Here is a 25,523-nt window from a genome sequence, read left to right on the forward strand (position 1 = left end):
GCCACAGGATCAGACCGTGCCGGAACGCAGACGTTCCGGCCGCCGTCTTACAGTTCGCCGTACGAGTGCAGGCCACTCAGGAAGATGTTCACACCGAGAAAGGTGAACGTGACCACGAACAGGCCGGCCACGGCCCACCACGCCATGGGCGTGCCACGCCAGCCCTTGGTAAAGCGCAGGTGCAGCCACGCCGCGTAATTCAGCCAGGTGATCAGCGACCAGGTCTCCTTGGGATCCCAGCTCCAGTAACCACCCCAGGCCTCCGCCGCCCACAGGGCGCCCAGAATGGTGGCAATGGTGAAAAAGGCGAAGCCCAGGGCGATGTTCTTGTACATCAGGTCGTCCATGACCTCCGCCGACGGCAGGCCGCGACGGGCCCACCCTTCGGGAAAACGGGCCTGGATCAGGTAGGCGACGCCGATCATCGCCGCGATGGCAAAGGCGCCGTAAGCAACGAAGTTGGTGGGCACGTGGATCTTCATCCACCAGCTCTGCAGCGCCGGAATCAGCGGATCGATCTCGTAGGCGCCCTGGACGAAGTGATACCACAGGAGAAAGCCGATGGACGCGCTGATGATCAGCCCGACGAAGCCGCCCATGGCACGAGTCTGGTAGCGGTACTCGTAGTACAGGTAGATCAGCCCCGTGGTGAAGGCGAACAGGACGAAGACCTCGTAGAGGTTGGTCACCGGGATCCGCCCGATGTCCGGCCCCATGAGGTAGGACTCCCACCAGCGCACCAGCAGCCCCACCAGGCCGGCACCACTGGCCAGCCAGGTCAGCGCGGTGCCCAGCTTGTTCAGAAACTCGGAGCGTAGCAGCAGCCCGGCGAAGTACACGGGCGTCGCCGCCAGGAACAGGGCGCACATCCACATGATGGCGGCCTGGCTCGAGAGCAGGTAATTCAGGAAGAAGTCGCTTTCGCCGGCGGCCAGGTCCGGGTAGCGCATGACCGCGAACAGGGTCACCACCGCCACGGCAATGGTGTACACCCGTGCAGGCTTCCACATCCAGCCGATGGCCACCGTGGACGCCCACGTGATGTACAGGATGGCGTGCTCGTAGCGGTCCATCCATTGCGCGAAGTGATAACTCGCGTAGATGCTGCCCACCAGCAATGCCGCCGCCCATAGCCAGTCGAACCAGGACAGCCGTGCAAAGAAACCGCGGTCGTCAAAGGTCTCCCGCCCCAGGACCTGTTGTGTGCTCATGACCTTTCTCCATTCGTGTCAGCCGGGGGCTGCCCGTCGCCGCCAAGACGGTGATCCAGCTCTGCGCCGAGGCTATCGAACGCCTTGGCGAATCCCAGCGGATCGCGTTGACTGCTACCCGCCAGCAGCACCCGGGTCCCGTCACCTTCCGGCCGGATCAGGCACCACGCGCGCCGGTGCGATACGTAAAACAGCAGAAACAGGCCGATGGTCAGCAACAACGAACCGAAGTAGACGATGTTCTGACCCGGCGCCCGGGCAATCTGCAACCCGGTGGCCTGCCGGTGATCATAGTCGGTCAGTTCCAGGAAGACCGGCGCATCGTAATCGGCCAGCGCAGTCATGGCCGACAGGGCGTCACGGTAAAAGACCAGATCCTCGTCCGCGGGTTCCCCGGGATCAATACCTTCGTCCGCGAGAACCTGGGCGTACCCTTCCCAGAGCGTGCGCTCGATGATCATGCGGTAGAAATCCATCAGCCGCTCGGGGGTCTCTCCGCCGCGTTCCTCGGCCCGGGCCTGCTGTTCCGCCATGACCGCGTCGAACCCGGATTCCAGCAGCGTGTCGATCATGTCGTGGACCTCGGCGGCGATGCGGCCGCGAACCTGGTCGTCTTCCACGCCGATGGCGTCGAGGGCCCGGTCAGCGGCGGCGGCAACGCCCTCAGGCTGGCGCAGCTGCTGCAACAGGCCCATGAAGCGGTCAAGCCCGCCGTTGGGGTCGGCCGGGATGTACAGGTAGCGAAAGTCCTCGGCCGGCGACCGTCTTACGCCGCTCAGGAAATACCGCCCCCCGTCCATCTCGATGGGCAGCATGTAATTCTCGTACTCCAGCGCCTCACCGGTCGGGCGCCGCAGCCGGAAAGTGAAACTGGGGCCGACGTTGCGCACCTGCCGGCGGTCCGTTGCCTCCGGCTCGGGGTGAATGTTGAAGACCTCGAAGTCGGTGATCTCCACGCGCCGCGCACCCCGCTCGCCGTCGATCTCCAGTTCCTCGTTGACCCGTGTCTCGAGCTCTTCCGGATCGCCTCCATCCAGGGGCCAGGCACGCAGACCGAGCCGGGAGCCCCCGTCACCGAAACTGGCCTGGTAAATGGCATGGCCGTTGTGGACGAGCGGCTCGTTTACGCGAATGGTCTGGCGGATGGGTTCGTCCAGCTCCGGATCATGCAGCACCAGATCGCTCTCGTAGGAGCGGGGCTCTCCCGTATCATAGTGCTCGATCCGGAAGTCCTCCACTTCGATGCGGAACGGGAGTTCCTGCACCACGTACCCCTCACCGAGCTGCAGGAACACCACGCTGGCACGCCCCTGCTCGGGAATGGTCACGTTGCCGCGGAACGCGGTCTGCCGGGGTGGCAGCTTGCTGCTGTCATCGATCTGGGAGACCGGGATGTTGCGGGTCTCCACCAGCAGGTCGCCGGTCCAGTACTTCCATTGCATCAGCAGGTTGCCGTCGATGAGGCCGCCGATGCAGATGATGACGATCGCCAGGTGGGTGAAGATGTAACCGAGTCGGTTGCTGGTGCCCCGCATGGCGGAGACCAGCCGGGCGTCCGGCTTGTTCTTGTGGCGTGTACGATAACCATTGCGGCGGAGCGTGGCGTCGGCCGCGGCTGCGGCGTCCTCCGGCGACATGGCCACGAACCACTCCCGCTTGTGGCTGAATGCCCGCAGCGAGCGCTCCTGCTGATGATCGCGGAAGCGGGTCATCTCCTTCCACATCACGGGCGTATGCCGTGTCAGGCAGACCGAGGTGGACACCACCAGGAAGGCCAGCATGAACAGGAACCAGGGCGCACTGTAGACGTCGTAGAGCGACAGCCGCTCGTACACCTCGAACCAGAACGGCCCGAACTTGATCAGGTAATCCTGATACGGCTCGTTCTGGTGCAGCACCGTGCCGATCACCGAGGCAATGGCCACGGCAACCAGCAGGGTTATCGCCAGATTCATGGAACCGAGGAACGTCAGCAGGATGGATGCAGTGCTCTTGCGCTGCCGTCCACCTCGCTTCGTGCTGTCAGCGGCTGTCGCCATACGCTTGGATCACCCGGTGCCGTGGAGCCGGCGCCTGAGACGCGGCCGCCAGAGTGGCGGCTGCTAGATGATGAACCACGCCCGGGAGCGCGGCGTGTCGAACCGGGCGCCCGTCAGCGCGGGCGCCCCGCAGGAGCGCTTACTCCGATTCCCGCTTGTGAAGGCCGGAAATGTAGGAGGACACGGCCTCGATCTCCTCATCGGACATCCGCTCGGCGATATCACGCATCATGCGGTTGCGGTCGGTGGTGCGCTCACCGTCCTTGTACTTGCGCAACTGGTCTGCCGTGTACTCCGCGAGCTGACCACTCAAGCGGGGGTACCCGGCACCGGCCATGCCTTCACCGGCCGGGCCGTGGCAGGCCATGCAGGCAGCGACGCCCTCGTCCGGAAGGCCGCCACGGTAGATGGATTCACCCAGGTCCTTCAGGTCCGGGTCCACGCCGCCGGAGATGCCGCCTTCCTGCGAGGCGAAATAAGCCGCCAGATCCCGCAGGTCCTGGTCGTCCATATCGGCGACCTGACTCTGCATCACGGCGTTTTCGCGGTCACCGCTCTTGTACGCCTGCAGCTGCTCGTACAGGTAGCGCTTGCCCTGGCCGTGGATGATCGGCCATTCAGGGTTGTCCGTGTTGCCTTCGGCAGCGTGGCAGGCCATGCACTGGCCGGAGAGGTCTTCCCCGCGTGACACGTCGCCGGCCTGCAGGAACGGGGTGGCGATCAGCGCCGAACCGGCGATAACAACCTTGATCCAGTTGTTCATGGAATTGGTTACTCCTGGCGAAGCGGAATCTCTGGATATGAGAGTCTCTGGTGCCGGGCCGATGCCCGCCACTTCACGGGAACGGCACCCTGACGTGTCTGCGGCACCCGACGCTGTCAGCAAAACGACCCGAAGTTATACCAGCCACCCCCGACACGGTCAATTTAGCCCACCCCATGGTAGTGGATGGATACCCTGGCAGTGCAACGGGTAGCATACCCCAACCGTCATCCCGCAAATCCGGAAGAAGGTCACACCATGTCAGACCGCTACACCCAGACCCGGTTCCTCAAGAGCGCCAACGAGCTCTCACAGCTGCCCCCGGATACCGGGCTCGAGGTGGCCTTCGCCGGACGCTCCAATGCCGGCAAGTCGAGCGCCCTGAACGCGCTGACCGGGCAGAAGCGCCTGGCCCGGATCAGCAAGACGCCGGGGCGGACGCAGCTCATCAACATCTTCCCGGTCGACGAGGATCGGGCACTCATCGATCTGCCCGGCTACGGTTACGCCAAGGTGCCGGCGGCCATCAAACACCACTGGGACCGGGTGCTGCCGCAGTACCTGGATCGCCGGCAGGCGCTGCGCGGCCTGATGCTGATCATGGATATCCGCCACCCGCTCAAGGACTTCGACCGCCAGATGCTCGCCTGGTGCGATCACGCCGGCCTGCCGGTGCACGTGCTGCTGAACAAGGCCGACAAGCTCAAGCGCGGCGCGGCGGCGTCCGCTCTCATGGCAGTGCGGCGCGCACTGGAGGAGGAGTTCCCGGACACCTCGGTGCAGTTGTTCTCGGCCCTGCGGGCCACCGGCGTGGAAGAGGCACGGGATGTTCTGGATGCCTGGTTCGCGGCGGATCCGGACTGATGCCGGCCCGGAATTTCCGCGATGAAACGGGAACTTCCGATACATGAAATGGTCTGACAAAGTGCGCCAGTGCCCGGCGCCGCCCGCTCACCCCCCTGTATGCTGAGCGGGCTGACGCGACTCTCCCCAGAGTCGCATGTTGGTCCCGGTCTTTCCCCCCGAGAGCCGGGACCTTTTCTTTCATTGATCAGCATAACCTGTCCGCTGCAGCGGATTCAGTGCGCTTCCTCCCAGTTCTGCCCCACACCGATGTCCACGTCCAGTGGCACGTCGAGGGTGGCGGCGTCGACCATGAGCTCCCGCACGCGTGCCGCCACCGCATCCACCTCGCTCTCGGGGACTTCGAACACCAGTTCGTCGTGGACCTGCATGACCATGAGCACATCCGGCTCGTCGGCACGCAGCCATTCATCCACGCGGATCATGGCGCGCTTGATGATGTCAGCCGCCGTCCCCTGCATGGGTGCGTTGATGGCGGTGCGCTCGGCGTACTGCCGCCGCTGCTGGTTGCTGGCGTTGATCTCGGGCAGATACAGGCGGCGGCCGTAGACGGTCTCCACGAAGCCCTGTTCCCGGGCCCGGGCGCGGGTGCCGTCCATGTACGCCTTCACGCCCTGGAAGCGGTCGAAATAGAGATCCACGTATTGCTGCGCCTCACCGCGCTCCACGCCGATCTGCCGCGCCAGCCCCCAGGCGGACATGCCGTAGATCAGGCCGAAGTTGATCGCCTTGGCGGCGCGGCGCTGCTCGTCGGTCACCTGCCCGGGGCTCGCGCCGAAGACCTCCGCGGCGGTGGCTCGGTGGATGTCCTGGCGCTCGGCAAAGGCGCGCTTGAGGGTCTCGTCGCCGGAGAGGTGCGCCATGATGCGCAGCTCCACCTGGGAGTAGTCCGCCGCCATCAAACGGTAACCGGGCGCGGCAATGAACGCCTTGCGGATGCGCCGCCCCTCCTCGCTACGTATCGGGATATTCTGCAGGTTCGGATCGCTGGAGGAGAGCCGGCCGGTGGCGGCCACCGCCTGATGGTAGGAGGTGTGCACCCGGTTGGTGTGCGGGTTGACCATCTGCGGCAGCTTGTCGGTATAGGTGGACTTGAGCTTGGACAGGCCACGGTGCTCGATGATGAGCCTGGGCAGCTCGTAGTCCGCCGCCAGCTCCTGCAGCACCGACTCGGCGGTGGAGGGCTGCCCCTTGGGGGTCTTCTGCAGCACCGGCAGCCCCTGGCGCTCGAACAGGATCTCCTGGATCTGCTTGGGCGAACTCAGGTTGAAGGGGCCACCGGCGGCGTCGTGAGCGGCCTGTTCCAGCCGCTGCATGCTCTTCGCCAGCTCGGTGCTCTGGGTGCGCAGCAACTCGCGGTCCACCAGCACGCCGTGGCGCTCCATGCGCGAGAGCACCGGCAGCAGCGGCACTTCGATTGCCTCGTAGACCGCCTGCAGCGACGGAATGGCCTGCACCCGCGGCCACAGGGTCTGGTGGAGCTGCAGGGTCACGTCGGCGTCCTCGCAGGCGTAGTCCGTGGCCTCGTCCACACCCACCTGGTTGAAGGTGATCTGCCTGGCTCCCTTGCCGGCCACGTCTTCGTACTTGGTGGTGCCGCGCCCCAGGTACTTGAGCGCCAGGGAGTCCATGTCGTGGCGGGTGGCGGTGGAGTCCAGCACGTAGGACTGGAGCATGGTGTCGTGGCGCACACCCTGCAGATCGATGCCGTAGCGGGCCAGAACGCTCATGTCGTACTTCAGGTTCTGGCCGACCTTGGGGTGCTCCGGGTCTTCCAGCAGCGGTTTGAGGGCGTCCAGCACCTGCTGGCGGTCGAGCTGCTCGGGCGCGCCCGGGCCGTCGTGGGCCACGGGGATGTAAATCGCCTCACCGGCCTCGATGGCGAACGACAGGCCGACGATGTTGGCTTCCATGTAGTTGAGGCTGTCCGTCTCCAGATCGAAGGCGAACAGCCCGGCATCCCGCAGCCGCGCCAGCCAGGCGTCGAACTCCGCCTGCTCGGTGACCATGCTGTAGTCGCCGCCGGGCGCATCGGCGTCGCCCGCCTCACCGCCGTCATCGCCGAGCTGGGACAGCCAGCCGGAGAACTCCTGCTGGCGGTAGAGTTCGCGCAGGCTGGCGGTGTCCGGTTCACCGCGCTGCAGGTCGTCCGGGCTCTGGTCCAGATCCAGTTCGCAGCGGATGGTGGCCAGATCCCGCGACAGGGGCAGGTCGTCCAGGTGCTCGCGCAGGCTTTCACCCACCTTGCCCTTGATGGCATCGGCGTTGGCCACCACGCCGTCCAGATCGCCGTAGGCGTCCAGCCATTTCACCGCGGTCTTGGGCCCTACCTTGGGGATGCCGGGGATGTTGTCGGAGGTGTCACCCACCAGGGCCAGGTAGTCGATGATGCGCTCCGGCGGCACGCCGAACTTCTCGCGCACGCCGTCCATGTCCAGGGACGTGCCGCTCATGGTGTTGAGCAGGGTCACCCGCTCGGTGACGAGCTGGGCCATGTCCTTGTCACCGGTGGAGATGATCACGTCGCGGCCGTCGGCGGCGGCCTGCCGGGCCAGGGTGCCGATGACGTCGTCCGCCTCGACGCCGCCCACCTCCACCAGGGGCAGCCCCATGGCGCGGACGATCTGCTTCAGGGGCTCGATCTGCGGGCGCAGATCCTCGGGCATGCCCGGGCGGTTGGCCTTGTACTGCTCGAAGAGGTCATCCCGGAAGGTGCGCCCCGGCGCATCGAACACCACGCCGATGTGGGTGGGTTCGTACTCTGTCAGCAGCTTGCGCAGCATGTTGACCACCCCGTAGACGGCCCCGGTGGGGTCGCCCGCGGAGTTGGTCAGGGGTGGCAGAGCGTGGAAGGCCCGAAACAGGTAGGAGGAGCCGTCCACCAGAATCAGGGGTTGCCCGTCGCTGCGCTCTGCCATTGGTCCTCATCCGTTCAGAAGCGTGCCGAGACCCCCATGTAAGGGCCTTCGATGGTGAGGTCGGCGTCCATGTCGTCGAAGTCGTCCAGGCGGATGTTCTGGTGTTTCCAGCCACCTTCCACGGCCACGGACGCGAGACCGATGCCGGTACGGTACCCGGCGCGGAGAGCAAGATCCACAATCCGATGGCCATCGAAGCTCAGATAGCTCACCTCGCCGCCGCCGAACAGGCCGGTGCCGGGCAGGCGCGCCTCGGTGCGCACGTACAGCAGCGGCAGCGGGCCGTCGAAGGCGACGCGCTCGCGATCACCTGTGGTGCTGTCCTCGACCTCCACCTCGCCGTCGATGTACTTGACGTTCAGGCCGACGTCCAGATCCACGAACAGGCTCCAGGGCGACCAGTAGATGATGAAGTCGGTCTGGTCCAGGGTGATCTCGGATTCGTTATCGCTGGCGAACGTCTCGCCGGCGAACTCAAACTCACTGTCACCCTCGCCCTCCAGGTTCACCGGCGTGTGCTGCAGCTTCAGCCGCGGCAACAGGGGCACCGGGTGGCGCAGATCCGCCCAGACGAAATAGCCCAGCTCGGAGTCCATGTCCAGGTCATCTTCCACGTCCACGCGATTGCCGTCGGACTGCACGTGGCCGCTGGGCGACTGGTTCCAGATGCCCACGCCGACGCTGGCGCCGGTGAGGCCCGCCTTGGCGGACAGGGGCAGCGCCATCAGCACCGCTACCAATACACCCTGTTGCACAACTCGCATATGCCCTCCCATGGAGCGTTTCTTGTTGATTGCCGGCATCCACACCGCGCCGGATGCCACACAGGCGGCGCCATGTTACATAATGGGGCGGCGGCCTCGCCGTGCACGGCTCACGGTTCGCGACCGCGTCGCATCGATTCGCAACAACGGCGCAAGCCACTGGAGCAGCATGATCACACCCGACAAGTTCGCGGGGCGCGCCCCGATCAATGATTCCCTGATGACGCGGGAGTCCTGGAAGATCTTCCAGGTCATGGCGGAGTTCGTGGAGGGGTTCGAGCGCCTGGCGCAGATCAAGCCCTCCGTCAGCCTGTTCGGCTCCGCACGCACGCCGCCGGACCACCCCTGGTATGCGCTGGCGGAGGAGACCGCGTATCAGCTCTCGGAGGCGGGTTTCTCGGTGGTCAGCGGTGGCGGCCCGGGCATCATGGAGGCCGCCAACAAGGGCGCCTACCGCGGCAAGGCGCCCAGCATCGGCCTGAACATCCAGCTGCCCATGGAGCAGGGGGGCAATCCGTATCAGGACATCAGCCTGAACTTCCGCCACTTCTTCTCGCGCAAGGTGATGTTCGTGAAGTACGCCTCCGCCTACGTGGTGCTGCCCGGAGGGTTCGGCACCCTGGACGAGCTGGCGGAGATTCTCACCCTGGTGCAGACGGGCAAGACCCGGCGCATCCCCATCATCCTGGTCAATGAGCAGTTCTGGCGCGGGCTGGTGCAGTGGTTTCAGGACGTGCTGGTGGCCCAGGGCACCATCAACGCCGAGGACATGGATCTGTTTCACGTGGTGGAGGAGCCGAAGCAGGTGGTGGATGCCATCTTCGACCACTACGAGGAGCGCGGCTTCGAGCCCTCGGCGCGGGAGCGGGAGATTCTGCTGGATCTTTAGACATGATGGTGGACCTGAAGGTCCACCCTACGCACTCTCCAGCTTGGCGTAGGCCGCCACCAGCCACTTGGTGCCGGCGTCGGTGAAGTTCACCTGCACGCGGGCACTGGGCCCCTGGCCTTCGTACTGCAGCACGATACCGTCGCCGAACTTCGGATGGTGCACCCGCTGCCCCAGGCTGAACGCCGTGGCGTCACCGCCGGCATGCTCGTCCAGCCCGGAACGCACGGCCATCTGGGGCCGGCTGACGGTCATGCGCGTGCGCACGTGCTGCAGGCAGTCCTCGGGCATTTCGCTGAGAAAGCGTGAAGGCGCACCGAAGGTCTCCTTGCCGTGCAGTCGCCGTTTCTCGGCCCAGGTGAGCACGGCGTGCTGGCGCGCGCGGGTAAGCCCCACGTAGCAGAGCCGCCGCTCTTCCTCGAGCCGGTCCGGATCCTCGGCGGACATCCGGTGCGGAAACAGCCCCTCTTCCAGACCCGTGAGAAAGACCACCGGGTACTCCAGCCCCTTGGCGGAGTGCAGGGTCATGAGCTGCACGCAGTCTTCCCAGGCGTCGGCCTGGCCCTCGCCGGCCTCCAGCGCCGCGTGGGAGAGAAAGGCGGTGAGCACGGCCATGTCGCCGTCACCTTCCCACTCCTGCTCGAAATGCCGGGCGGCGCTGACCAGTTCGTCCAGGTTCTCCAGGCGCGACTCGCCCCGGTCGCTGCCGTCCTTCTGGAACAACTCGCGCAGGCCGGAGCCGCGGATCACCACGTCGATGCGCTCGGCCAGGGGCTGGTCACCGGCTTCCTCGGCCAGGGCGTCGATCAGCGCCAGGAACTTCGTCACCGCCGTGGCCGCGCGTCCGGGCAGGCTGCGATCACCGATGGCGCCCCGGGCGGCCGCCCACATGCTCACGCCGTGGCGACGGCCCAGCTCGCGGATGGTGTCCACGGTCTTGCTGCCGATCCCCCGGGTGGGCGTGTTCACCACCCGTTCGAAGGAGGGGTCGTCGTCGCGGTTGTCGATGAGCCGCAGGTAGGCGAGCGCATCCTTGATCTCGGCGCGCTCGAAAAAGCGCAGACCACCGTAGACGCGGTAGGGCAGGCCGCGCGCCAGCAGCGCTTCCTCGAACACGCGGGACTGGGCATTGGAGCGGTAGAGAATGGCCATCTCGCGCCGCGAGAAGCCGTCGTCCAGCAGCGAGGCGATGCGCTCCACCACGTAGCGGGCCTCGTCCAGTTCGTTGAAGGCCGCGTAGACAGCCACCGGATCGCCATCGGCCCCATCGGTCCACAGGTTCTTGCCCATGCGACCGCTGTTATGGGCGATGAGCGTGTTCGCGGCGTTGAGAATGGTCGCGGTGGAGCGGTAATTCTGCTCCAGGCGCATGACCCGCGTGCCGGGGTAGTCATGGCTCAGCTGGCGGATGTTCTCCACCCGGGCACCGCGCCAGCCGTAGATGGACTGGTCGTCGTCGCCCACGATGAACAGGTCCGCCTGCTCGCCCGCGATCATGCGCAGCCAGCTGTACTGGATGCCGTTGGTGTCCTGGAATTCGTCCACCAGCACGTGGCGCAGCTGCTCCCGGTAATGTCCCTGGATGCCCGGGTTGTCGCGCAGCAGCTCGAAGCTGCGCAGCAGCAGCTCGGCGAAGTCCACCTGGCCGGTGCGTTCGCACGCCTCCTGGTAGGCGGCGTAAATCCGGACCATGCGGTCGGTGTGCGGATCGTTGCCCTCGCCGATGTCACCGGGGCGCTGGCCGTCATCCTTGCGGGCGTTGATGTAACCCTGGACCTGGCGCACGGGGAACCGGCTTTCGTCGATCTCCAGCAACCGCATGACCCGCTTCACCAACCGGCGCTGGTCTTCGGAGTCCAGGATCTGGAACGCTTCCGGGAGCTTCGCTTCACGCCAGTGGCGGCGTAGCAGGCGGTGGGACAGGCCGTGGAAGGTGCCCGTCCACATGCCGGCGGCCGAGTAGCCCAGCAGGCTTTCGATGCGCCCGCGCATTTCCGCCGCCGCCTTGTTGGTAAAGGTAACCGCCATGATGCTGTAGGGGGACGCGTTCTCCACGCGGCCCAGCCAGGCGGCGCGGTGCACCAGCACGCGGGTTTTGCCGCTGCCGGCGCCGGCCAGCACGAGATTGTGGCCCAGAGGCGCGCTCACGGCCTCGCGCTGGGCATCGTTCAACGGGTCGAGAATATCGGAGACGTCCATGGGGGCGCAGTGTAGCAAGTGCGGCGCCGGAGAGCAGTGACTACCGTTCCCAGAGCGCGCGTACTTCCGGGAGCCCACGGATGACGTCGGCGATCGCCCGCACTGTCGGCTCCCGGGCGGAGCCCTTGCGCCAGAGGATGGCCACCTGGCGGCGCGGCTCCGGGGCGCTGAAACGCCGCAGCAGCAGCCGACCATTGCCCATCGGGTTCGCATCCGCCAGAGCGGCCATCTGCGGCAGCAGGGTGATGCCCGCGCCGGCGGCCGCCATCTGCCGCAGCGTCTCCAGGCTGGTGGCGCGGAACTCCCGCGCCTCCCGGGCGCCCACGGTCTGGCACACGCTCAGTGCCTGATCCCGCAGGCAGTGCCCCTCCTCCAGCAGCAGCACCCGCTCATCCGCCAGATCCTCCAGGGTGATGGCGCTACGCTCGGCGAGCGGGTGGCCGGCGGGTGCGGCCAGGACAAAAGGCTCGTCGTACAACGCCACCTGCGCGAAGGCGTCCGCGCCCTCGAAGGGCACCGCGATGACGGCCACGTCGATGGCACCGTTGCGCAGTTTCTCCAGGCAGGCGGCGGTCTGCTCCTCGCGGAGCAACGGCCGCAGGCGCGGCAACTCGCGCTCGAAGGCGGGCGCCAGATACGGGAGCAGGTAGGGCGCTACGGTGGGGATGATGCCCAGGCGCAGGTCACCGGCGAACGGGTCGCTGGCAGCGCGGGCGACCTCCACGATGTCATCGGCCAGGTTGAGCATGCCCCGTGCGCGGCGGGCCACGTCGTCGCCGATGGCGGTCAGCATGATCTGCTTGCTGGAGCGCTCCACCAGCTGGACACCCAGGAACTGCTCCAGCTTCTTCAGCTGGGCGCTGAGGGTGGGCTGACTGACGTGGCAGGCTTCTGCGGCCCGGCCGAAGTGACGGTGGTCGGCGACGGCGACCAGGTAGCGGAGGTCGCGCAGATTCATACAGCCCTCCCTTGTAGGCGGCGTTCGGGGCACCGGATTTGAGCGTTGCGACAGGCCGGGGCCTGACAAATGGCTTGAACAGGTTAGTATGATACGCGGGAAAAGGGGGCGGCCGGGCCGAATATCATCAAACCACCCGCCGCCGGTGACGACGACACAGGACTGTTGGCATGGCGTCAGACCGGATAGAGCCGGTTTCCATCGTGGTCGTGGACGACGCGAAGTTCACGCTTGAAATGCTGCGACGGGTGCTGGAGACAACGGGCTACACCGACATACGCATTGCGCGCTCCGCCGCCGAGGCCCTGGCGATGCTGGGCGAACGTCAGGCGGACATTCTCCTGGCCGACTGGCTGATGCCGGAGATGGACGGTCTGGGGCTCACCCGTGAGGTGCGGGCGCAGGACGCGGGCAGCGGCCACCGCACGTCGATCATCCTCCTCTCCGGGAAAGAAGAGGCCGGCGCGCTGACGGAGGCGTACGCCAGTGGCGTTGATCACTTCGTCACCAAGTCGCCGGACAGCGAAGCGCTGCTCGAGGCGGTGCGCGTTGCGGTCGACCGTATCGGTGGCAGTCCGAAGTAACCGGGCACTCACTCGACGGTGACGGATTTCGCCAGGTTCCGCGGCTTGTCCACGTCGGTGCCCTTCAGGACCGCCACGTGGTAGGCGAGCAGCTGCAGGGGCACGGTGAATACGATGGGCGCCACCACCTCGGCCACCGCCGGCACGGGCAGGACGATCAGGCCGGGGCGCTCGGAGAAGCGCACCGCGTCGTCGGCGAACACCAGCAGCTCCCCCCCGCGCGCCTGGACTTCCTGCAGGTTGGATTTCAGCTTCTCGAGCAGCTCGTCGTTGGGCGCCACGGCAACCACCGGCATCTCGGCGTCCACCAGTGCCAGCGGACCGTGCTTGAGTTCGCCGGACGGGTAGGCCTCCGCATGGATGTAGGAGATCTCCTTGAGCTTCAGCGCCCCCTCCAGCGCCACGGGATACTGCGGCCCACGCCCGAGGAAGAGACTGTGGCGCTTGTCGACGAAGCGCTCCGCCAGCTCGGCGATGCGCGGCTCCAGTGCCAGGGTGCGCTCCACGGCGGCGGGCAGATCGTACAGGGCCGCGACCAGTTCACGCTCCGCATCCGCGCCCAGTGCATGGCGCCGGCCCAGGCCGGCGACCAGCAGCAGCAGCCCGGCAAGCTGGGTCGTGAACGCCTTGGTGGATGCGACCCCGATCTCCGGCCCCGCACGCGTCATGAGCGTGAGATCCGACTCGCGCACCAGGGAGCTTTCCGGCACGTTGCAGATCGCCAGGCTCGCGCTGTAGCCCAGCCGCTTCGCCTCCCGCAGCGCCGCCAGGGTATCGGCGGTCTCGCCTGACTGGGAGATGGTGACGAACAGGGTATCGGCGGCCACCACGTGTTTGCGGTAGCGGAATTCGCTGGCCACTTCCACGTCACAGGGCAGCCCGGCCAGCGCCTCGAACCAGTACCGCCCGATCAGGCCGGCGTGGTAGCTGGTGCCGCAGGCGACGATCTGCACACGGCGCACGCTGTCGAAGATGGGTGTGGCGTCGGGACCGAAGATCTCGGGCAACACCCGCTCCCGGGACAGCCGCCCCTCCAGGGTTTCCGCCAGGGCGTTCGGCTGCTCGTGGATCTCCTTGAGCATGAAGTGGCGGTAGCCGCCGCGTTCCACGGCATCCGGGGAGACCTCGGAGACGCGCACGGGCCGCTCCACTTCCCGGCCCTCGGCGTCGTAGATGCGGACACTGTCGCGGCGGACATCGGCGATATCTCCCTCCTCGAGGAAGATGAACCGCTGCGTCACCGGCAACAGGGCGAAGACGTCAGAGGCGATGAAATGCTCGCCGATCCCGATCCCGATCACCAGGGGGCTGCCCCGTCGCGCAGCCACCAGGCGGTCCGGTTCGTCGGCACTGAGCACCCCGAGGGCAAATGCCCCTTCCAGCCGGGCCGCGCTCGCCCGCACGGCCGCGAGGAGATCGTGGCCTGCGGCCACGTGCCGGTGCACCTCGTTGACCACCACCTCGGTATCGGTCTCCGACTCGAAACCGTAGCCGAGGCCTGTCAGCTCGCTACGCAGCGCTTCGTAGTTCTCGATGATGCCGTTGTGGACGATGGCCACCCGATCCAGTGCCATGTGCGGATGGGCGTTGGCGTCCGTGGGCCGGCCGTGGGTCGCCCAGCGGGTATGGGCGATCCCGGTGGTGCCCTGGACCGGGTCGGCGCCCAGGGCCTCCTCCAGGGCGGCCACCTTGCCCACGGCGCGCCGCCGGCCAATGGCCCCGCGCGCGTCGATCAGCGCCAGCCCGGCGGAATCGTAACCCCGGTACTCCAGCCGTTTCAGTCCTTCGAGCAGAATGCGCGAGACTTCGCGCTCGGCGACCGCGCCGACGATTCCACACATGGTCTGGCTCCCTCAGATCAGATCAGCGACGCGCGCGGCACCATGAGCACGGACTGGGTGGCACGCCGCACCACGTTCTGCGCCGTGCTGCCCAGCATCAGCTCGCGGATCGGGCTGCGGCCGCGCTTGCCGATGATCATCATGGTGCTGCCTTCCTCCTCGGCCACATCGGCGAGGACCCGCGAGGGGTTTCCGTACTCGATGCGCGTCAGGAGCCGATCCCTGTGGTTCGCGAACTGGTCGGCCAGCGCGGCGAGCCGCTTCTCCGCGTCCGCCCGGGCGGCGTTCTCGCCCATGGCGTCCACCACGTCATCTTCCAGTACATGGCAGAGCACGATCTTCTCGGCCGACGCTGCCAGCTCCGCGGCGTGCCGCTCGGCCTCGTAGCAGGATTCGGAAAAGTCGGTGCCCAGCAACAGCGAACGGAAACCACGGCCACCCACGCGACGGGCCCCGCCACCCACCGGCTCGATCAGCGTCGGTGTGGCGGTCTTGCGGATCAGCTGCAGGACGGTGGAACCGCGCAGGAACTCCCGGAAATGGCCTTCGCCCCGCGAACCCACGAGAATCAGCGACGCGTGCGCCGCCCGGGCGATGGTGGACAGTTCATGGGCAGGCTGGCCGGTGCGCAGCTCGGCATTGACGTGGAGTCCGGCCTCCTCGAGGACGGACTTCTCCTCTTCCAGCCGGCGATGCGCGTCCTGGCGATGAACTTCGTCCTGGGTCTCCGAGTGATGGGAGAGGAGCACGTCGACCAGCGTGATCTCCTCGGTACCGAGCCGACGAAGCTCGTCCATCTCCTCCAGCAGTCGCGATGAAGCGGATGCGAAATGGGCGGCGACTACAACGTGCTTGAACATCGACTCTCTCCTCTGGCAATCAGGGTGTTCCGGGGCAACTGGCCCGCCGCGTCGCGGCGGCGGGGACCACCATCGCTATCTCCATCATTGGGGCCGTCTCCGGGCGCGTCAACAGCGGCGGTCTCATCGGCGCCGCCGGGACCAGCCGGAGACGCTACGTGCCGGCGCGCGGGTGACGGTGAGACTGTCCGCCTCGGTATCCCGGGTGAGGGTCGTGCCCGCGCCGAGAACGGAACCGGACGCCACTGATACCGGCGCCACCAGCTGGGTGCCCGAACCGATGAACGCACCGTCGCCGATGGTGGTGTGGTGCTTGTTGGTGCCGTCGTAATTGCAGGTAATGGTGCCCGCCCCGACGTTCACGTCGCAGCCAAGCGTGGCGTCGCCGATGTAGCTCAGGTGATTGACCTTGCTGCCCGGCCCGATCACCGCCTTCTTGATCTCGACGAAATTGCCGGCCCGCGCACCGGTTCCGAGCTCGGCCCCCGGACGCAGGCGGGCGAATGGCCCGACACGGGCATCACGACCGACGTGTGCGCCCTCGAGAATACTGTGGGCCTCGATCACGGCACCGCTCTCGATGGAGACATCACGAAGGCAGACGTAGGGACCGATGCGGACATTGTCGCCAAGCGTGACGGCGCCTTCCATCACCACCCCTACGTCCACGGTGCAGTCCTGGCCGAACCGGAGGTGACCGCGAAGATCGAAGCGGTTGCGGTCCACCAGGCCAAGCCCGTCGCGCAGGGCGGTGTCGGCCTGCCGCCGCTGGTAGATACGCTCGGCCGCCTCCAGTTGCAGGCGATCATTCACACCGGCCACTTCTCCGGGGTCGGACGCCTGCGTCGCGGCCACCCGCCGCCCGTCGGCCCGTGCCGCGGCGACGCAATCCGGGAGGTAGTACTCGCCCTGGGCATTGCTGTTGTCGCAACGCGCGAGCCAGTCCCGCAGGGCACCCGCCGGCGCGGCCATCAACCCGGTGTTGGTCTCCGTCAGGGCGAGCTCCGCCAGCCCGGCATCCTTGTGCTCCACGATCCGCTCGACGAACCCCTCGGCATTCCTGACGATGCGACCGTATCCGGCGGGATTCTGGAGATCGACGGTAAGCACGGCGGGCCCGTCGCCCACCGCCGCCACCAGGTCGGCCATGGTCTCGGCACGGACCAGGGGCACATCGCCGTAGAGCACGAGGACCGTCGCGTCGTCGCCGATGTCCGGCATGGCCTGCTGGACGGCGTGGCCGGTGCCAAGCTGCTCGGCCTGCTCCACCCAGTTGACGGCGGCGTCGGCGAGGGCCTCGCGCACGCGCTCTCCGCCATGACCATGGACCACGTGAATGGCCGCCGGCTCCAGGGTCCTGGCGGTATCCACCACGTGGCGCAACAACGGACGCCCGGCGAGAAGGTGGAGCACTTTCGGCAGGGCAGAGCGCATCCGCTTGCCCTGACCGGCGGCAAGAATCACGACGTGGAGAGGAGGGCGTGGATCAGACATGGGCGCAGCTCTCTGGACGGGCTCCAACAAAAAAGCCGCCGCTCCCGGCAGTCGGGGCGGCGGCTGTCACAAGGCGCGGTTGACCACGAACGGTGTCGCGGTCAGCTACCCCGCTTGCGGCGCAGACTCTGCAGTGCCCGCAGCTGCGCGGCAGCTGCAGCAAGCTCGGTCTGGGCGCGTGCGTAGTCCACTTCCGAACTGCGGTCGCGCAGCGCTTCCTCGGCGCGGCGCTTCGCCTGCTCCGCCTCCGCCTCGTCGATATCCTTCGCCCGCACTGCCGTGTCGGCGAGGATGGTGACAACGTGGGGCTGGATTTCCAGCATGCCGCCGGAGACGTAGAAGAACTGTTCATCGCCGCCGGGCATGCGCACGCGGACTTCACCGGGCTGGAGCTGTGCCATCAGCGGGGCGTGCCGCGGCATGATGCCGAGTTCCCCTTCGGTGGCTCGCGCCGCCAGGAACTCGACCTCACCGGCAAACACGGCTTCTTCCGCGCTGACGATGTCCAGTTGCATGGTATTGGCCATTAGGGCACCTATGCGACAGATTTACAGGTTCTTCGCCTTCTCGACGGCTTCGTCGATCGTGCCGACCATGTAGAAGGCCTGCTCGGGCAGCTCGTCGTACTCGCCGTCGACGATGCCCTTGAAGCCGCGAATGGTCTCCTTGAGGGAGACGTACTTGCCGGGCGACCCGGTAAACACCTCCGCAACGAAGAACGGCTGGGACAGGAACCGCTGGATCTTGCGCGCCCGGGACACGGTGAGCTTGTCCTCTTCCGACAGCTCATCCATGCCGAGAATCGCGATGATGTCCTTGAGTTCCTTGTAGCGCTGCAGGGTCCCCTGCACGGCGCGCGCGGTGTCGTAGTGCTCGTCGCCGATGATCAGCGGATCCAGCTGGCGGCTGGTGGAGTCCAGCGGGTCCACCGCCGGGTAGATACCCAGCGAGGCGATGTCACGGGACAGCACGACCGTGGCGTCCAGGTGAGCAAACGTGGTGGCCGGCGACGGGTCGGTCAGGTCGTCAGCAGGCACGTACACGGCCTGGATCGACGTGATGGAACCGGTCTTGGTGGAGGTGATGCGCTCCTGCAGGACACCCATTTCCTCGGCCAGGGTCGGCTGGTAACCCACCGCGGACGGCATGCGCCCGAGCAGCGCGGAGACTTCCTGCCCGGCCAGGGTGTAACGGTAGATGTTGTCGATGAACAGCAGCACGTCACGGCCTTCATCACGGAAGTACTCCGCCATGGTCAGACCGGTCAGGGCCACGCGCAGGCGGTTGCCCGGCGGTTCGTTCATCTGCCCGTACACCAGCGCAACCTTGTCCAGCACGTTGGACTCGGTCATCTCGTGGTAGAAGTCGTTACCCTCACGGGTCCGCTCCCCGACACCGGCGAACACCGAGTAACCGGAGTGCTCGATGGCGATGTTGCGGATGAGCTCCATCATGTTGACGGTCTTGCCGACACCGGCGCCGCCGAACAGGCCAACCTTGCCGCCCTTGGCGAACGGGCAGATCAGGTCGATGACCTTGATGCCGGTCTCCAGCAGTTCCGCGCTGGCGGACTGCTCGTCGTAGGCGGGCGCACTGCGGTGGATACCCCAGTTTTCCTCGTTACCGATGTCGCCCTTTTCATCGATGGGCCGGCCCAGCACGTCCATGATGCGGCCCAGCGTCTTCTTGCCGACAGGCACGGAGATCGCCTTGCCGGTGTTGGAGACTTCCAGCCCGCGCTTGAGCCCGTCGGTGCTCCCCATGGCGATACAGCGCACCACACCGTCACCGGTCTGCTGCTGGACTTCCATCACCAGGTCAACCTCGTTGACCGTCAGGGCGTCGTAGACATTGGGCACGGCGTCACGGGGGAATTCGATATCCACCACGGCGCCGATGATCTGGACAATTTTTCCTGAGCTCATACCCCAGTTCCTCTAAAAACGATTCTTGAAAACGGCACGGGCATCCTGATCGCGGGCCTCCTGACGCGCCGCCGGGCCTAGACGGCCGCGGCGCCGGAGACGATCTCCGTGAGCTCCGTGGTAATGGCCGCCTGGCGCGCCTTGTTGTAGACGAGCTGCAGGTCCTCGATGACGCTCTCGGCATTATCGGAGGCAGACTTCATCGCAACCATGCGCGCCGCCTGTTCACTGGCGATGTTCTCCACCACGGCCTGGTAAACCATCGACTCCACGTAGCGCTGCAGCAGCTCGTCGAGAACGTGCTCCGCGTCCGGCTCGTAGATGTAATCCCAGCTGTAGGGCTGCTCGTCCAGTACCGGATCCGTCAGGGCGGGCAGTGGCAGCAGGGTTTCCACCTGCGGCGTCTGCGTCATCGTGTTCACGAACTCGTTGTAGACGAGGCAGACCTGGTCCAGCTCCCCGTCGCGGAAACCGTCCAGCATGACCTTGATGGTCCCGATGAGATCGGCGATGTGCGGCGTGTCACCGAGATGGGTCACCTGGGCGACCAGGTTGCCGCTAAGACGCCGCAGGAACTGGGCGCCCTTGTTGCCGATGGCGCACAGGTCCACCTCGACGTTGCGCTCCTGGCACTTGCGCAGCTCGGGAATGAGCTTGCGGAACAGGTTGCTGTTCAGCCCGCCACAGAGCCCGCGATCCGACGTGACCACGATGAACCCCACCCGTTTGACCTCCCGCTCCGCCATGAACGGGTGCCGGTACTCGGGCTGGGCATGGGCCAGATGGCTGACGACGTTGCGGATCTTCTCGGCATAGGGCCGAGACGCTTCCATGCGCCCCTGGGCGGAGCGCATCTTGCTCGCCGCGACCATCTCCATCGCGCCGGTGATCTTCTGCGTGCTCTGCACGCTCTTGATCTTGGTACGTATCTCTTTAGCGCCGGACATCGGCGGACCTCGCTTGGCTTACCAGGAACCCTGCGACTTGAATTCGGAGATCAGCTTCTTCAGCTGACCCTCGATTTCGTCGTTGAAATCGCCGGTCTCGTTGATGGTCTTGCAGAGATCGGGATAGTTGGAGCGCATGTGTCCATGCAGCGCCGCCTCGAAGGTACCGATCTCCTTGAGATCCAGATCATCCAGGTAGCCTTCGTTGACCGCGTACAGCGACAGCGCCATCTCGGCGATGGGCAGCGGGCTGTACTGCTTCTGCTTCATCAGCTCCATGACCACCTGACCACGCTCCAGCTGCTGCCGGGTGGCCTCATCAAGGTCCGACGCGAACTGCGCAAACGCCGCCAGCTCACGGTACTGGGCCAGGGCCAGACGAATGCCGCCACCGAACTTCTTGATGATCTTGGTCTGCGCCGAACCACCCACGCGGGAGACGGAGATACCGGCGTTGATGGCCGGCCGCACACCCGAGTTGAAGAGGTCCGACTCCAGGAAGATCTGCCCGTCGGTGATGGAGATCACGTTGGTCGGCACGAATGCGGACACGTCACCGGCCTGGGTCTCGATGATGGGCAGCGCCGTCAGCGAGCCGGTCTTGCCGGTCACCTTGCCACCGGTCTGCTGCTCGACGAAGTCGGCATTGACGCGTGCGGCGCGCTCCAGCAACCGGGAGTGGAGGTAGAACACGTCACCCGGATAGGCTTCGCGGCCCGGCGGGCGCCGCAGCAGCAGGGACACCTGGCGGTAGGCCCAAGCCTGCTTGGTGAGGTCGTCGTACACGATCAGGGCGTCCTCGCCCTTGTCGCGGAAGTACTCGCCCATGGCGCACCCGGCGTAGGGCGCGATGTACTGCAGGGCGGCGGACTGGGACGCGGCGGCGGCAACGATGATGGTGTGTTCCATCGCGCCGTGCTCTTCCAGCTTGCGGACCACGCTGGCGATGGACGAGTTCTTCTGTCCGATCGCGACGTAGATGCAGGTAACGCCCGTGCCCTTCTGGTTGATGATGGCGTCGACGGCGACGGCGGTCTTGCCGGTCTGACGGTCACCGATGATCAGCTCACGCTGGCCACGGCCGATGGGCACCATGGCGTCGATCGCCTTGAGGCCGGTCTGCACGGGCTGGTCGACACTCTGGCGCGCGATGACGCCGGGAGCGACCTTCTCGATGGGCTCGCTCTGGGTGGTTTCCACCGGCCCCTTGCCGTCAATCGGGTTGCCCAGCGGGTCGACCACTCGGCCCTTCAGGGCGTCGCCCACCGGCACTTCCAGAATGCGGCCGGTGCACTTGACCGGATCGCCTTCCGAGATGTGGCGGTAGTCGCCCAGGATGACGACACCCACGGAGTCCCGCTCGAGGTTGAGCGCCATGCCGTAGGTTTCGTTCGGGAACTCGAGCATTTCGCCCTGCATGACGTCAGCCAGCCCCGCGACACGCACGATACCGTCCTGCACGGAGACGGCGGTGCCTTCATTCCGGGCTTCGGCGACGGCATCGAAGTTCTCGATGCGCTGCTTGATGAGATCGCTGATTTCCGAAGCTTTGAGTTGCATAGGAGTTATCCCCTTACCGGTTCAGGGCCGTCGCCAGGCGTGTCAGGCGGCCGCGCACCGAACCATCGATTACCAGATCCCCTGCCCGAATGATCGCGCCGCCCATGAGGCGGTCGTCGATCTCGCTGGTGAGGTGAACTTTCCGCTTGAGGCGCTTGCCCAGGGAGGCCTCCAGCTCGGCCTGGAGCTTGTCGTCCACAGGCTGTGCCGAGACGATGGTCGCCTCCAGCGTCCCCTCTTCCTCGGCGCGCAGCGCCTCGTACTGTTCCGCGAGCGCGGGCAGCGCAATGAGCCGGCCCTTTTCCGCAAGCAGACGCACGAGATTCTGCCCGGAGCCATCCAGGTGTTCACCGCAGATGTCCCGAATCAGGGCGTTCGCCTGGTCGGGCGACAGCCGGGGACTGGCCAGCAACGGGTGAACCCGTTCATCACTGGCCACGGCGGCAAGCAGCCCGAGGGTATCGGACCACTTGGCGAGCTCACCCTTGTCTCGGGCGAGCTTGAACACCGCTTGGGCATAGGGCCGTGCGATGGTGTTGAAGTCGGCAGCCATCGATATCGCCTCAGAGCTGTTTCGCCAGGTCCTGGAGCAGGTCGTTGTGGGCCTTGGCATCCACCTCGCGCTCCAGCACGCGGCTGGCGCCAGTGACGGCCAGGGTCACAACCTGATCCCGGAGTTCGGTCTTGGCCTGGTTGATCTCCTGCTCGATCTGCGCCTGGGCCTGGGCCAGCTGACGCTCACCCTCGTTGCGGGCCGTCTCGCGCGCTTCCTCGATGATCTCGCTGGAGCGCTTGTTGGCCTGCTCAAGGATGTCACTGGCCTGCTGACGGGCTTCCTTCAGGATTTCCGCCTGCTTGGCTTCGGCCTTTTCGAGCTCTTCGCGACCACGTTCGGATGCGGCAAGACCATCGTTGATCTTTTCCTGCCGCTCCTTCATGGCCGTGGCGAGATTCGGCCAGACGAACTTCATCGTGACCCAGACGAACACCCCGAAGGCGATCATCTGGCCTAAGAGCGTGGCATTGATATCCATGCCATCACCTCCCGTGCGTGTACCTATGAATTAGACGCAACCAGCGTTACGCGCCAGCCGCGGCTTCAATAGCACCGACGAACGGGTTGGCGAAGATGAAGAACAGGGACAGGCCCACGCCGATCATGGAGATGGCATCGAGCAGACCGGCCAGCAGGAACATGCGGCCCTGCAGCATGGCGGCGAGCTCGGGCTGCCGGGCAATGCTCTCGAGGAACTTGCCACCCATGATGGCGAAGCCGAGGGCGGTGCCGAGGGCGCCGGCGGAGAGGATGATGGCGACGGCGATGACGGTCATGCCCTGCACGTCGGCAATGAGTTCTGCGAGTTCCATTGTCTACCTCCGAGTCGTATGACAGATACGTAAAGTGAAATCGGTGAACGCTTAGTGATCCTCGGCCGCCATGCTGAGATAGACGACACTGAGCATCATGAAGATGAACGCCTGCAGCGGAACCACCAGGATGTGGAAGATGGCCCAGATCGACGCAAGAATGGTCTGCCCGGCGAACAGCATGAGACCACTGACACTGGTGAGCATCTCACCCCAGGCCGTACCGAAGCCGAGGGTCAGCGTCGCGATCAGGATGAAGATCAGCTCCGCCGCGTAAAGGTTGCCGAACAACCGCAGCGAGAGGGAGATCGGCTTGGCCAGCAGCTCGACGATGTTCAGCACCAGGTTGAACGGCATCAGCCACGGGCCGAACGGGTGGAACAGCAGCTCCTTGATGAAACCGCCGATGCCCTTGTAGTACAGGCTGAAGCCGATGATCAGCGCCAGCACCGACAGCGACAGGCCGAAGGTGATGTTCAGGTTCACCACGGGCAGGACCTTGAAGTAGTCCCAGCCAAGTGCACCCATGGTGTCGGGGACCAGGTCGATGGGAATGAGGTCCATGAAGTTCATGAGAAAGACCCAGACGAAGATGGTCAGGGCCATGGGTGCGACGAGGGAGTTCTTGCCGTGGAAGGTGTCCTTGCTGATGCCGTCGATGAACTCGACCATCATCTCCACGAAATTCTGTAGCGGCCCCGGAACGCCGGCGGTCGCGCGGCGGGAGACCATGCCAAAGACAAGCAGGAAGAGACCTCCGAGCAGAATGGACACGAGAAGGCTGTCGAGATGCAGTGTCCAGAACCCTTCGCCGACCTGCCAGTGCGTAAGGTGGTGCTCGATATAGCCCGTGACGCCCGAAGAATTATCGCTCATCGTTAGTTCACCGCTGTTCAGCCCGCGCCGGCTCTCAGCGCGAGCCAGTAAACGAGTATGGCCAGAATGTAGGTCGTAATCAGGGGAGCAAAAGCCGAAGCAAACACCTGCAGTGCGATGGCGAACAGCACCACGGTCAGGCCGAACTTGAGCACTTCCCCCCGATAAAACGCGCCGACGATCCGCTTTGGTTCAGCATCCGCCGGCACCGAAAACACTTTGACCGCGAGGTAGAGGGCCGGAAGTATGGCCACAACACCTCCAGCGAGCGCAGCCATCCCTGCTTGACCGCCCTGGAGGATGCCCCAGACGGCGCCGCTGATCAGAGTCACCACGCCTTGCCCGATGATTACGGTGCGGGCGGCATGTCTAGCGCTCATGGCGCACCGGGCCGGGGGCGCTTCGCCTGGTCATGCAGCAGGCGGGCTGCCGGTGGGTAATCGGTCCGGACGCCATTCGCTGTGCCATCACGATACGGTTTTGTCAGCACCGCGCTTCGCCTTGTGCCTGGCCGCGCGGTGTCACATTGAGCCGCGGAGTATAATGACTCCCCCCCGGGGGGTCAACGCTGTCACCGGCGGGGTCAGCGGATGCGCTCGATGATGCCGTCCAGTTCGTCGAGACTGCCGTACTGGATCACCAGTTTGCCTTTGCCCTGGCGCCCCTGCTGGATGGACACGCTGGCGCCGAGGCGATCGGCCAGGTCATCCTGAAGGCGGCGGATGTCCGGATCCAGGGCCTGGGTGCGCTGGGGCGTCTCCTGCTTGTTCTGCTCGAGAGCCTTGCGCACCAACGCCTCGGTGGCCCGCACGGACAGGCCCTTGGCGACGATGCGGGCGGCGATGGCGTTCTGCTCCGCGGTCGGCAGAGCGGCGAGGGCACGCGCATGGCCCATTTCCAGCTCGCCACGCTGGATCCGTTCGCGGACTTCGGGGCTGAGGTCCAGGAGACGCAGCAGATTGCTCACCGATGCCCGCGACCGGCCCACCGCTTCCGAAACGGCCTGGTGGGTCATGCCGAATTCGTCCACCAGACGGCGCAGGGCCACCGCTTCCTCCAGCGGATTGAGGTCCTCGCGCTGGATGTTCTCGATCAGGGCCACGGCGACGGCGACTTCGTCGGGGATTTCCCGCACGATCGCCGGCACCTCGGCGAGACCGGCCAGCTGGGCCGCCCGCCAACGCCGTTCCCCGGCGATGATCTCGAAGCGGTCGTCCTCGTCGATGGGCCGGACCACCAGGGGCTGGATGACCCCCTGGGCGCTGATGGAGTCCGCCAGCTCCTGCAGGGCGGTCGGGTCCATCTCCCGGCGGGGCTGATATCTGCCCCGCTCCAGCCACTCCACGGGCAGGCGACGCAGATCGCCCTGGTCGTCGCCGTCGATCTCGTCGGTTGCCCCCAGCAACGCGTCCAGACCGCGTCCCAGTCCTCGTTTCTTCGCGCTCATCAAGAGCCTCTGTGCG

The 25,523-nt window shown here is 65.9% G+C and carries 23 protein-coding genes; 3 read left to right on the forward strand and 20 right to left on the reverse strand.

The genetic code is table 11. From position 1 onward, the window contains the following. Positions 1-47: 47 nt before the first annotated feature. From ccsB to BMZ02_RS13145, 3 genes are all read right to left on the reverse strand, one after another. On the reverse strand, positions 48-1,211 hold the full coding sequence (gene ccsB / locus BMZ02_RS13135) for a c-type cytochrome biogenesis protein CcsB (protein WP_091644710.1): 1,164 nt from the start codon (positions 1,209-1,211) through the stop codon (positions 48-50). Continuing rightward, entirely contained in the window at positions 1,208-3,250 is a 2,043-nt protein-coding gene (locus tag BMZ02_RS13140; protein WP_091644712.1) for a cytochrome c biogenesis protein ResB, read from the reverse strand. The genes ccsB and BMZ02_RS13140 overlap by 4 nt, the downstream gene beginning before the upstream one ends. Positions 3,251-3,389: 139 nt before the next feature. After that, complete coding sequence (locus BMZ02_RS13145) at positions 3,390-4,013, reverse strand: c-type cytochrome (RefSeq protein WP_091644715.1); 624 nt, start codon at positions 4,011-4,013, stop codon at positions 3,390-3,392. Between the two features lie 258 nt (positions 4,014-4,271). On the opposite strand from BMZ02_RS13145, the gene yihA reads away from it, so the two are divergent. After that, entirely contained in the window at positions 4,272-4,877 is a 606-nt protein-coding gene (gene yihA / locus BMZ02_RS13150; RefSeq protein WP_091644719.1) for a ribosome biogenesis GTP-binding protein YihA/YsxC, read from the forward strand. 215 nt (positions 4,878-5,092) lie between these two features. On the opposite strand, the gene polA is transcribed toward yihA, so the two are convergent. Next, positions 5,093-7,795, reverse strand: a complete 2,703-nt coding sequence (gene polA, locus BMZ02_RS13155; RefSeq protein ID WP_091644721.1) for a DNA polymerase I — start codon at positions 7,793-7,795, stop codon at positions 5,093-5,095. 14 nt (positions 7,796-7,809) lie between these two features. Continuing rightward, the gene (locus tag BMZ02_RS13160) at positions 7,810-8,559 is read right to left on the reverse strand and encodes a TIGR04219 family outer membrane beta-barrel protein (RefSeq protein ID WP_171909926.1); all 750 of its coding nucleotides are present in this window, start codon (positions 8,557-8,559) and stop codon (positions 7,810-7,812) included. Positions 8,560-8,728: 169 nt separating this feature from the next. On the opposite strand from BMZ02_RS13160, the gene BMZ02_RS13165 reads away from it, so the two are divergent. Continuing rightward, positions 8,729-9,448, forward strand: coding sequence for an LOG family protein (locus tag BMZ02_RS13165; RefSeq protein WP_091644728.1), 720 nt, complete (start codon positions 8,729-8,731; stop codon positions 9,446-9,448). A 27-nt stretch (positions 9,449-9,475) separates the two neighbouring features. Here BMZ02_RS13165 and uvrD read toward each other — a convergent pair whose 3' ends face one another. Together uvrD and BMZ02_RS13175 are read right to left on the reverse strand one after the other, a co-directional pair. Next, positions 9,476-11,647 (reverse strand): DNA helicase II, encoded by a 2,172-nt coding sequence (gene uvrD / locus BMZ02_RS13170; RefSeq protein ID WP_091644731.1) that lies wholly within the window; start codon positions 11,645-11,647, stop codon positions 9,476-9,478. 40 nt (positions 11,648-11,687) lie between these two features. Continuing rightward, positions 11,688-12,605, reverse strand: a complete 918-nt coding sequence (locus BMZ02_RS13175) for a LysR substrate-binding domain-containing protein (RefSeq protein WP_091644735.1) — start codon at positions 12,603-12,605, stop codon at positions 11,688-11,690. Positions 12,606-12,775: 170 nt separating this feature from the next. Here BMZ02_RS13175 and BMZ02_RS13180 point away from each other — a divergent pair, with 170 nt between their 5' ends. Further along, positions 12,776-13,189 (forward strand): response regulator, encoded by a 414-nt coding sequence (locus BMZ02_RS13180; protein ID WP_091644738.1) that lies wholly within the window; start codon positions 12,776-12,778, stop codon positions 13,187-13,189. Positions 13,190-13,197: 8 nt separating this feature from the next. Here BMZ02_RS13180 and glmS read toward each other — a convergent pair whose 3' ends face one another. From glmS to BMZ02_RS13245, 13 genes are all read right to left on the reverse strand, one after another. Continuing rightward, positions 13,198-15,030, reverse strand: a complete 1,833-nt coding sequence (gene glmS / locus BMZ02_RS13185) for a glutamine--fructose-6-phosphate transaminase (isomerizing) (protein ID WP_091644741.1) — start codon at positions 15,028-15,030, stop codon at positions 13,198-13,200. 17 nt (positions 15,031-15,047) lie between these two features. Further along, positions 15,048-15,890: a universal stress protein gene (locus BMZ02_RS13190; RefSeq protein ID WP_091644743.1), complete on the reverse strand. Its 843-nt coding sequence runs from the start codon at positions 15,888-15,890 to the stop codon at positions 15,048-15,050. A 123-nt stretch (positions 15,891-16,013) separates the two neighbouring features. Continuing rightward, a complete protein-coding gene (gene glmU, locus BMZ02_RS13195) occupies positions 16,014-17,384 on the reverse strand; it encodes a bifunctional UDP-N-acetylglucosamine diphosphorylase/glucosamine-1-phosphate N-acetyltransferase GlmU (protein WP_091644745.1) in 1,371 nt (456 codons plus the stop codon). A gap of 101 nt (positions 17,385-17,485) precedes the next feature. Further along, the gene (locus BMZ02_RS13200; RefSeq protein ID WP_091644747.1) at positions 17,486-17,911 is read right to left on the reverse strand and encodes a F0F1 ATP synthase subunit epsilon; all 426 of its coding nucleotides are present in this window, start codon (positions 17,909-17,911) and stop codon (positions 17,486-17,488) included. 21 nt (positions 17,912-17,932) lie between these two features. Continuing rightward, complete coding sequence (gene atpD, locus BMZ02_RS13205) at positions 17,933-19,309, reverse strand: F0F1 ATP synthase subunit beta (protein ID WP_091644749.1); 1,377 nt, start codon at positions 19,307-19,309, stop codon at positions 17,933-17,935. Between the two features lie 77 nt (positions 19,310-19,386). After that, on the reverse strand, positions 19,387-20,256 hold the full coding sequence (gene atpG, locus BMZ02_RS13210; protein WP_091644751.1) for a F0F1 ATP synthase subunit gamma: 870 nt from the start codon (positions 20,254-20,256) through the stop codon (positions 19,387-19,389). An 18-nt stretch (positions 20,257-20,274) separates the two neighbouring features. Further along, entirely contained in the window at positions 20,275-21,816 is a 1,542-nt protein-coding gene (gene atpA, locus BMZ02_RS13215) for a F0F1 ATP synthase subunit alpha (protein ID WP_091644752.1), read from the reverse strand. Positions 21,817-21,829: 13 nt separating this feature from the next. Then, positions 21,830-22,369, reverse strand: coding sequence for a F0F1 ATP synthase subunit delta (locus BMZ02_RS13220; RefSeq protein WP_091644754.1), 540 nt, complete (start codon positions 22,367-22,369; stop codon positions 21,830-21,832). 10 nt (positions 22,370-22,379) lie between these two features. After that, on the reverse strand, positions 22,380-22,850 hold the full coding sequence (locus BMZ02_RS13225; RefSeq protein WP_091644755.1) for a F0F1 ATP synthase subunit B: 471 nt from the start codon (positions 22,848-22,850) through the stop codon (positions 22,380-22,382). Positions 22,851-22,896: 46 nt separating this feature from the next. After that, positions 22,897-23,184: a F0F1 ATP synthase subunit C gene (gene atpE, locus BMZ02_RS13230; RefSeq protein WP_091644757.1), complete on the reverse strand. Its 288-nt coding sequence runs from the start codon at positions 23,182-23,184 to the stop codon at positions 22,897-22,899. A gap of 51 nt (positions 23,185-23,235) precedes the next feature. Then, positions 23,236-24,060 carry a F0F1 ATP synthase subunit A gene (atpB, locus tag BMZ02_RS13235; RefSeq protein ID WP_091644758.1) on the reverse strand — a complete coding sequence of 275 codons (825 nt, stop codon included), beginning with the start codon at positions 24,058-24,060 and terminating at the stop codon, positions 23,236-23,238. Positions 24,061-24,077: 17 nt separating this feature from the next. Beyond that, complete coding sequence (locus BMZ02_RS13240) at positions 24,078-24,440, reverse strand: ATP synthase subunit I (protein WP_091644760.1); 363 nt, start codon at positions 24,438-24,440, stop codon at positions 24,078-24,080. Positions 24,441-24,643: 203 nt separating this feature from the next. Next, positions 24,644-25,507, reverse strand: coding sequence for a ParB/RepB/Spo0J family partition protein (locus tag BMZ02_RS13245; RefSeq protein ID WP_091644761.1), 864 nt, complete (start codon positions 25,505-25,507; stop codon positions 24,644-24,646). Between the last annotated feature and the right edge of the window lie 16 nt (positions 25,508-25,523).

The organism is Aquisalimonas asiatica, from assembly GCF_900110585.1.
Taxonomy (GTDB): Bacteria; Pseudomonadota; Gammaproteobacteria; order Nitrococcales; family Aquisalimonadaceae; genus Aquisalimonas; species Aquisalimonas asiatica.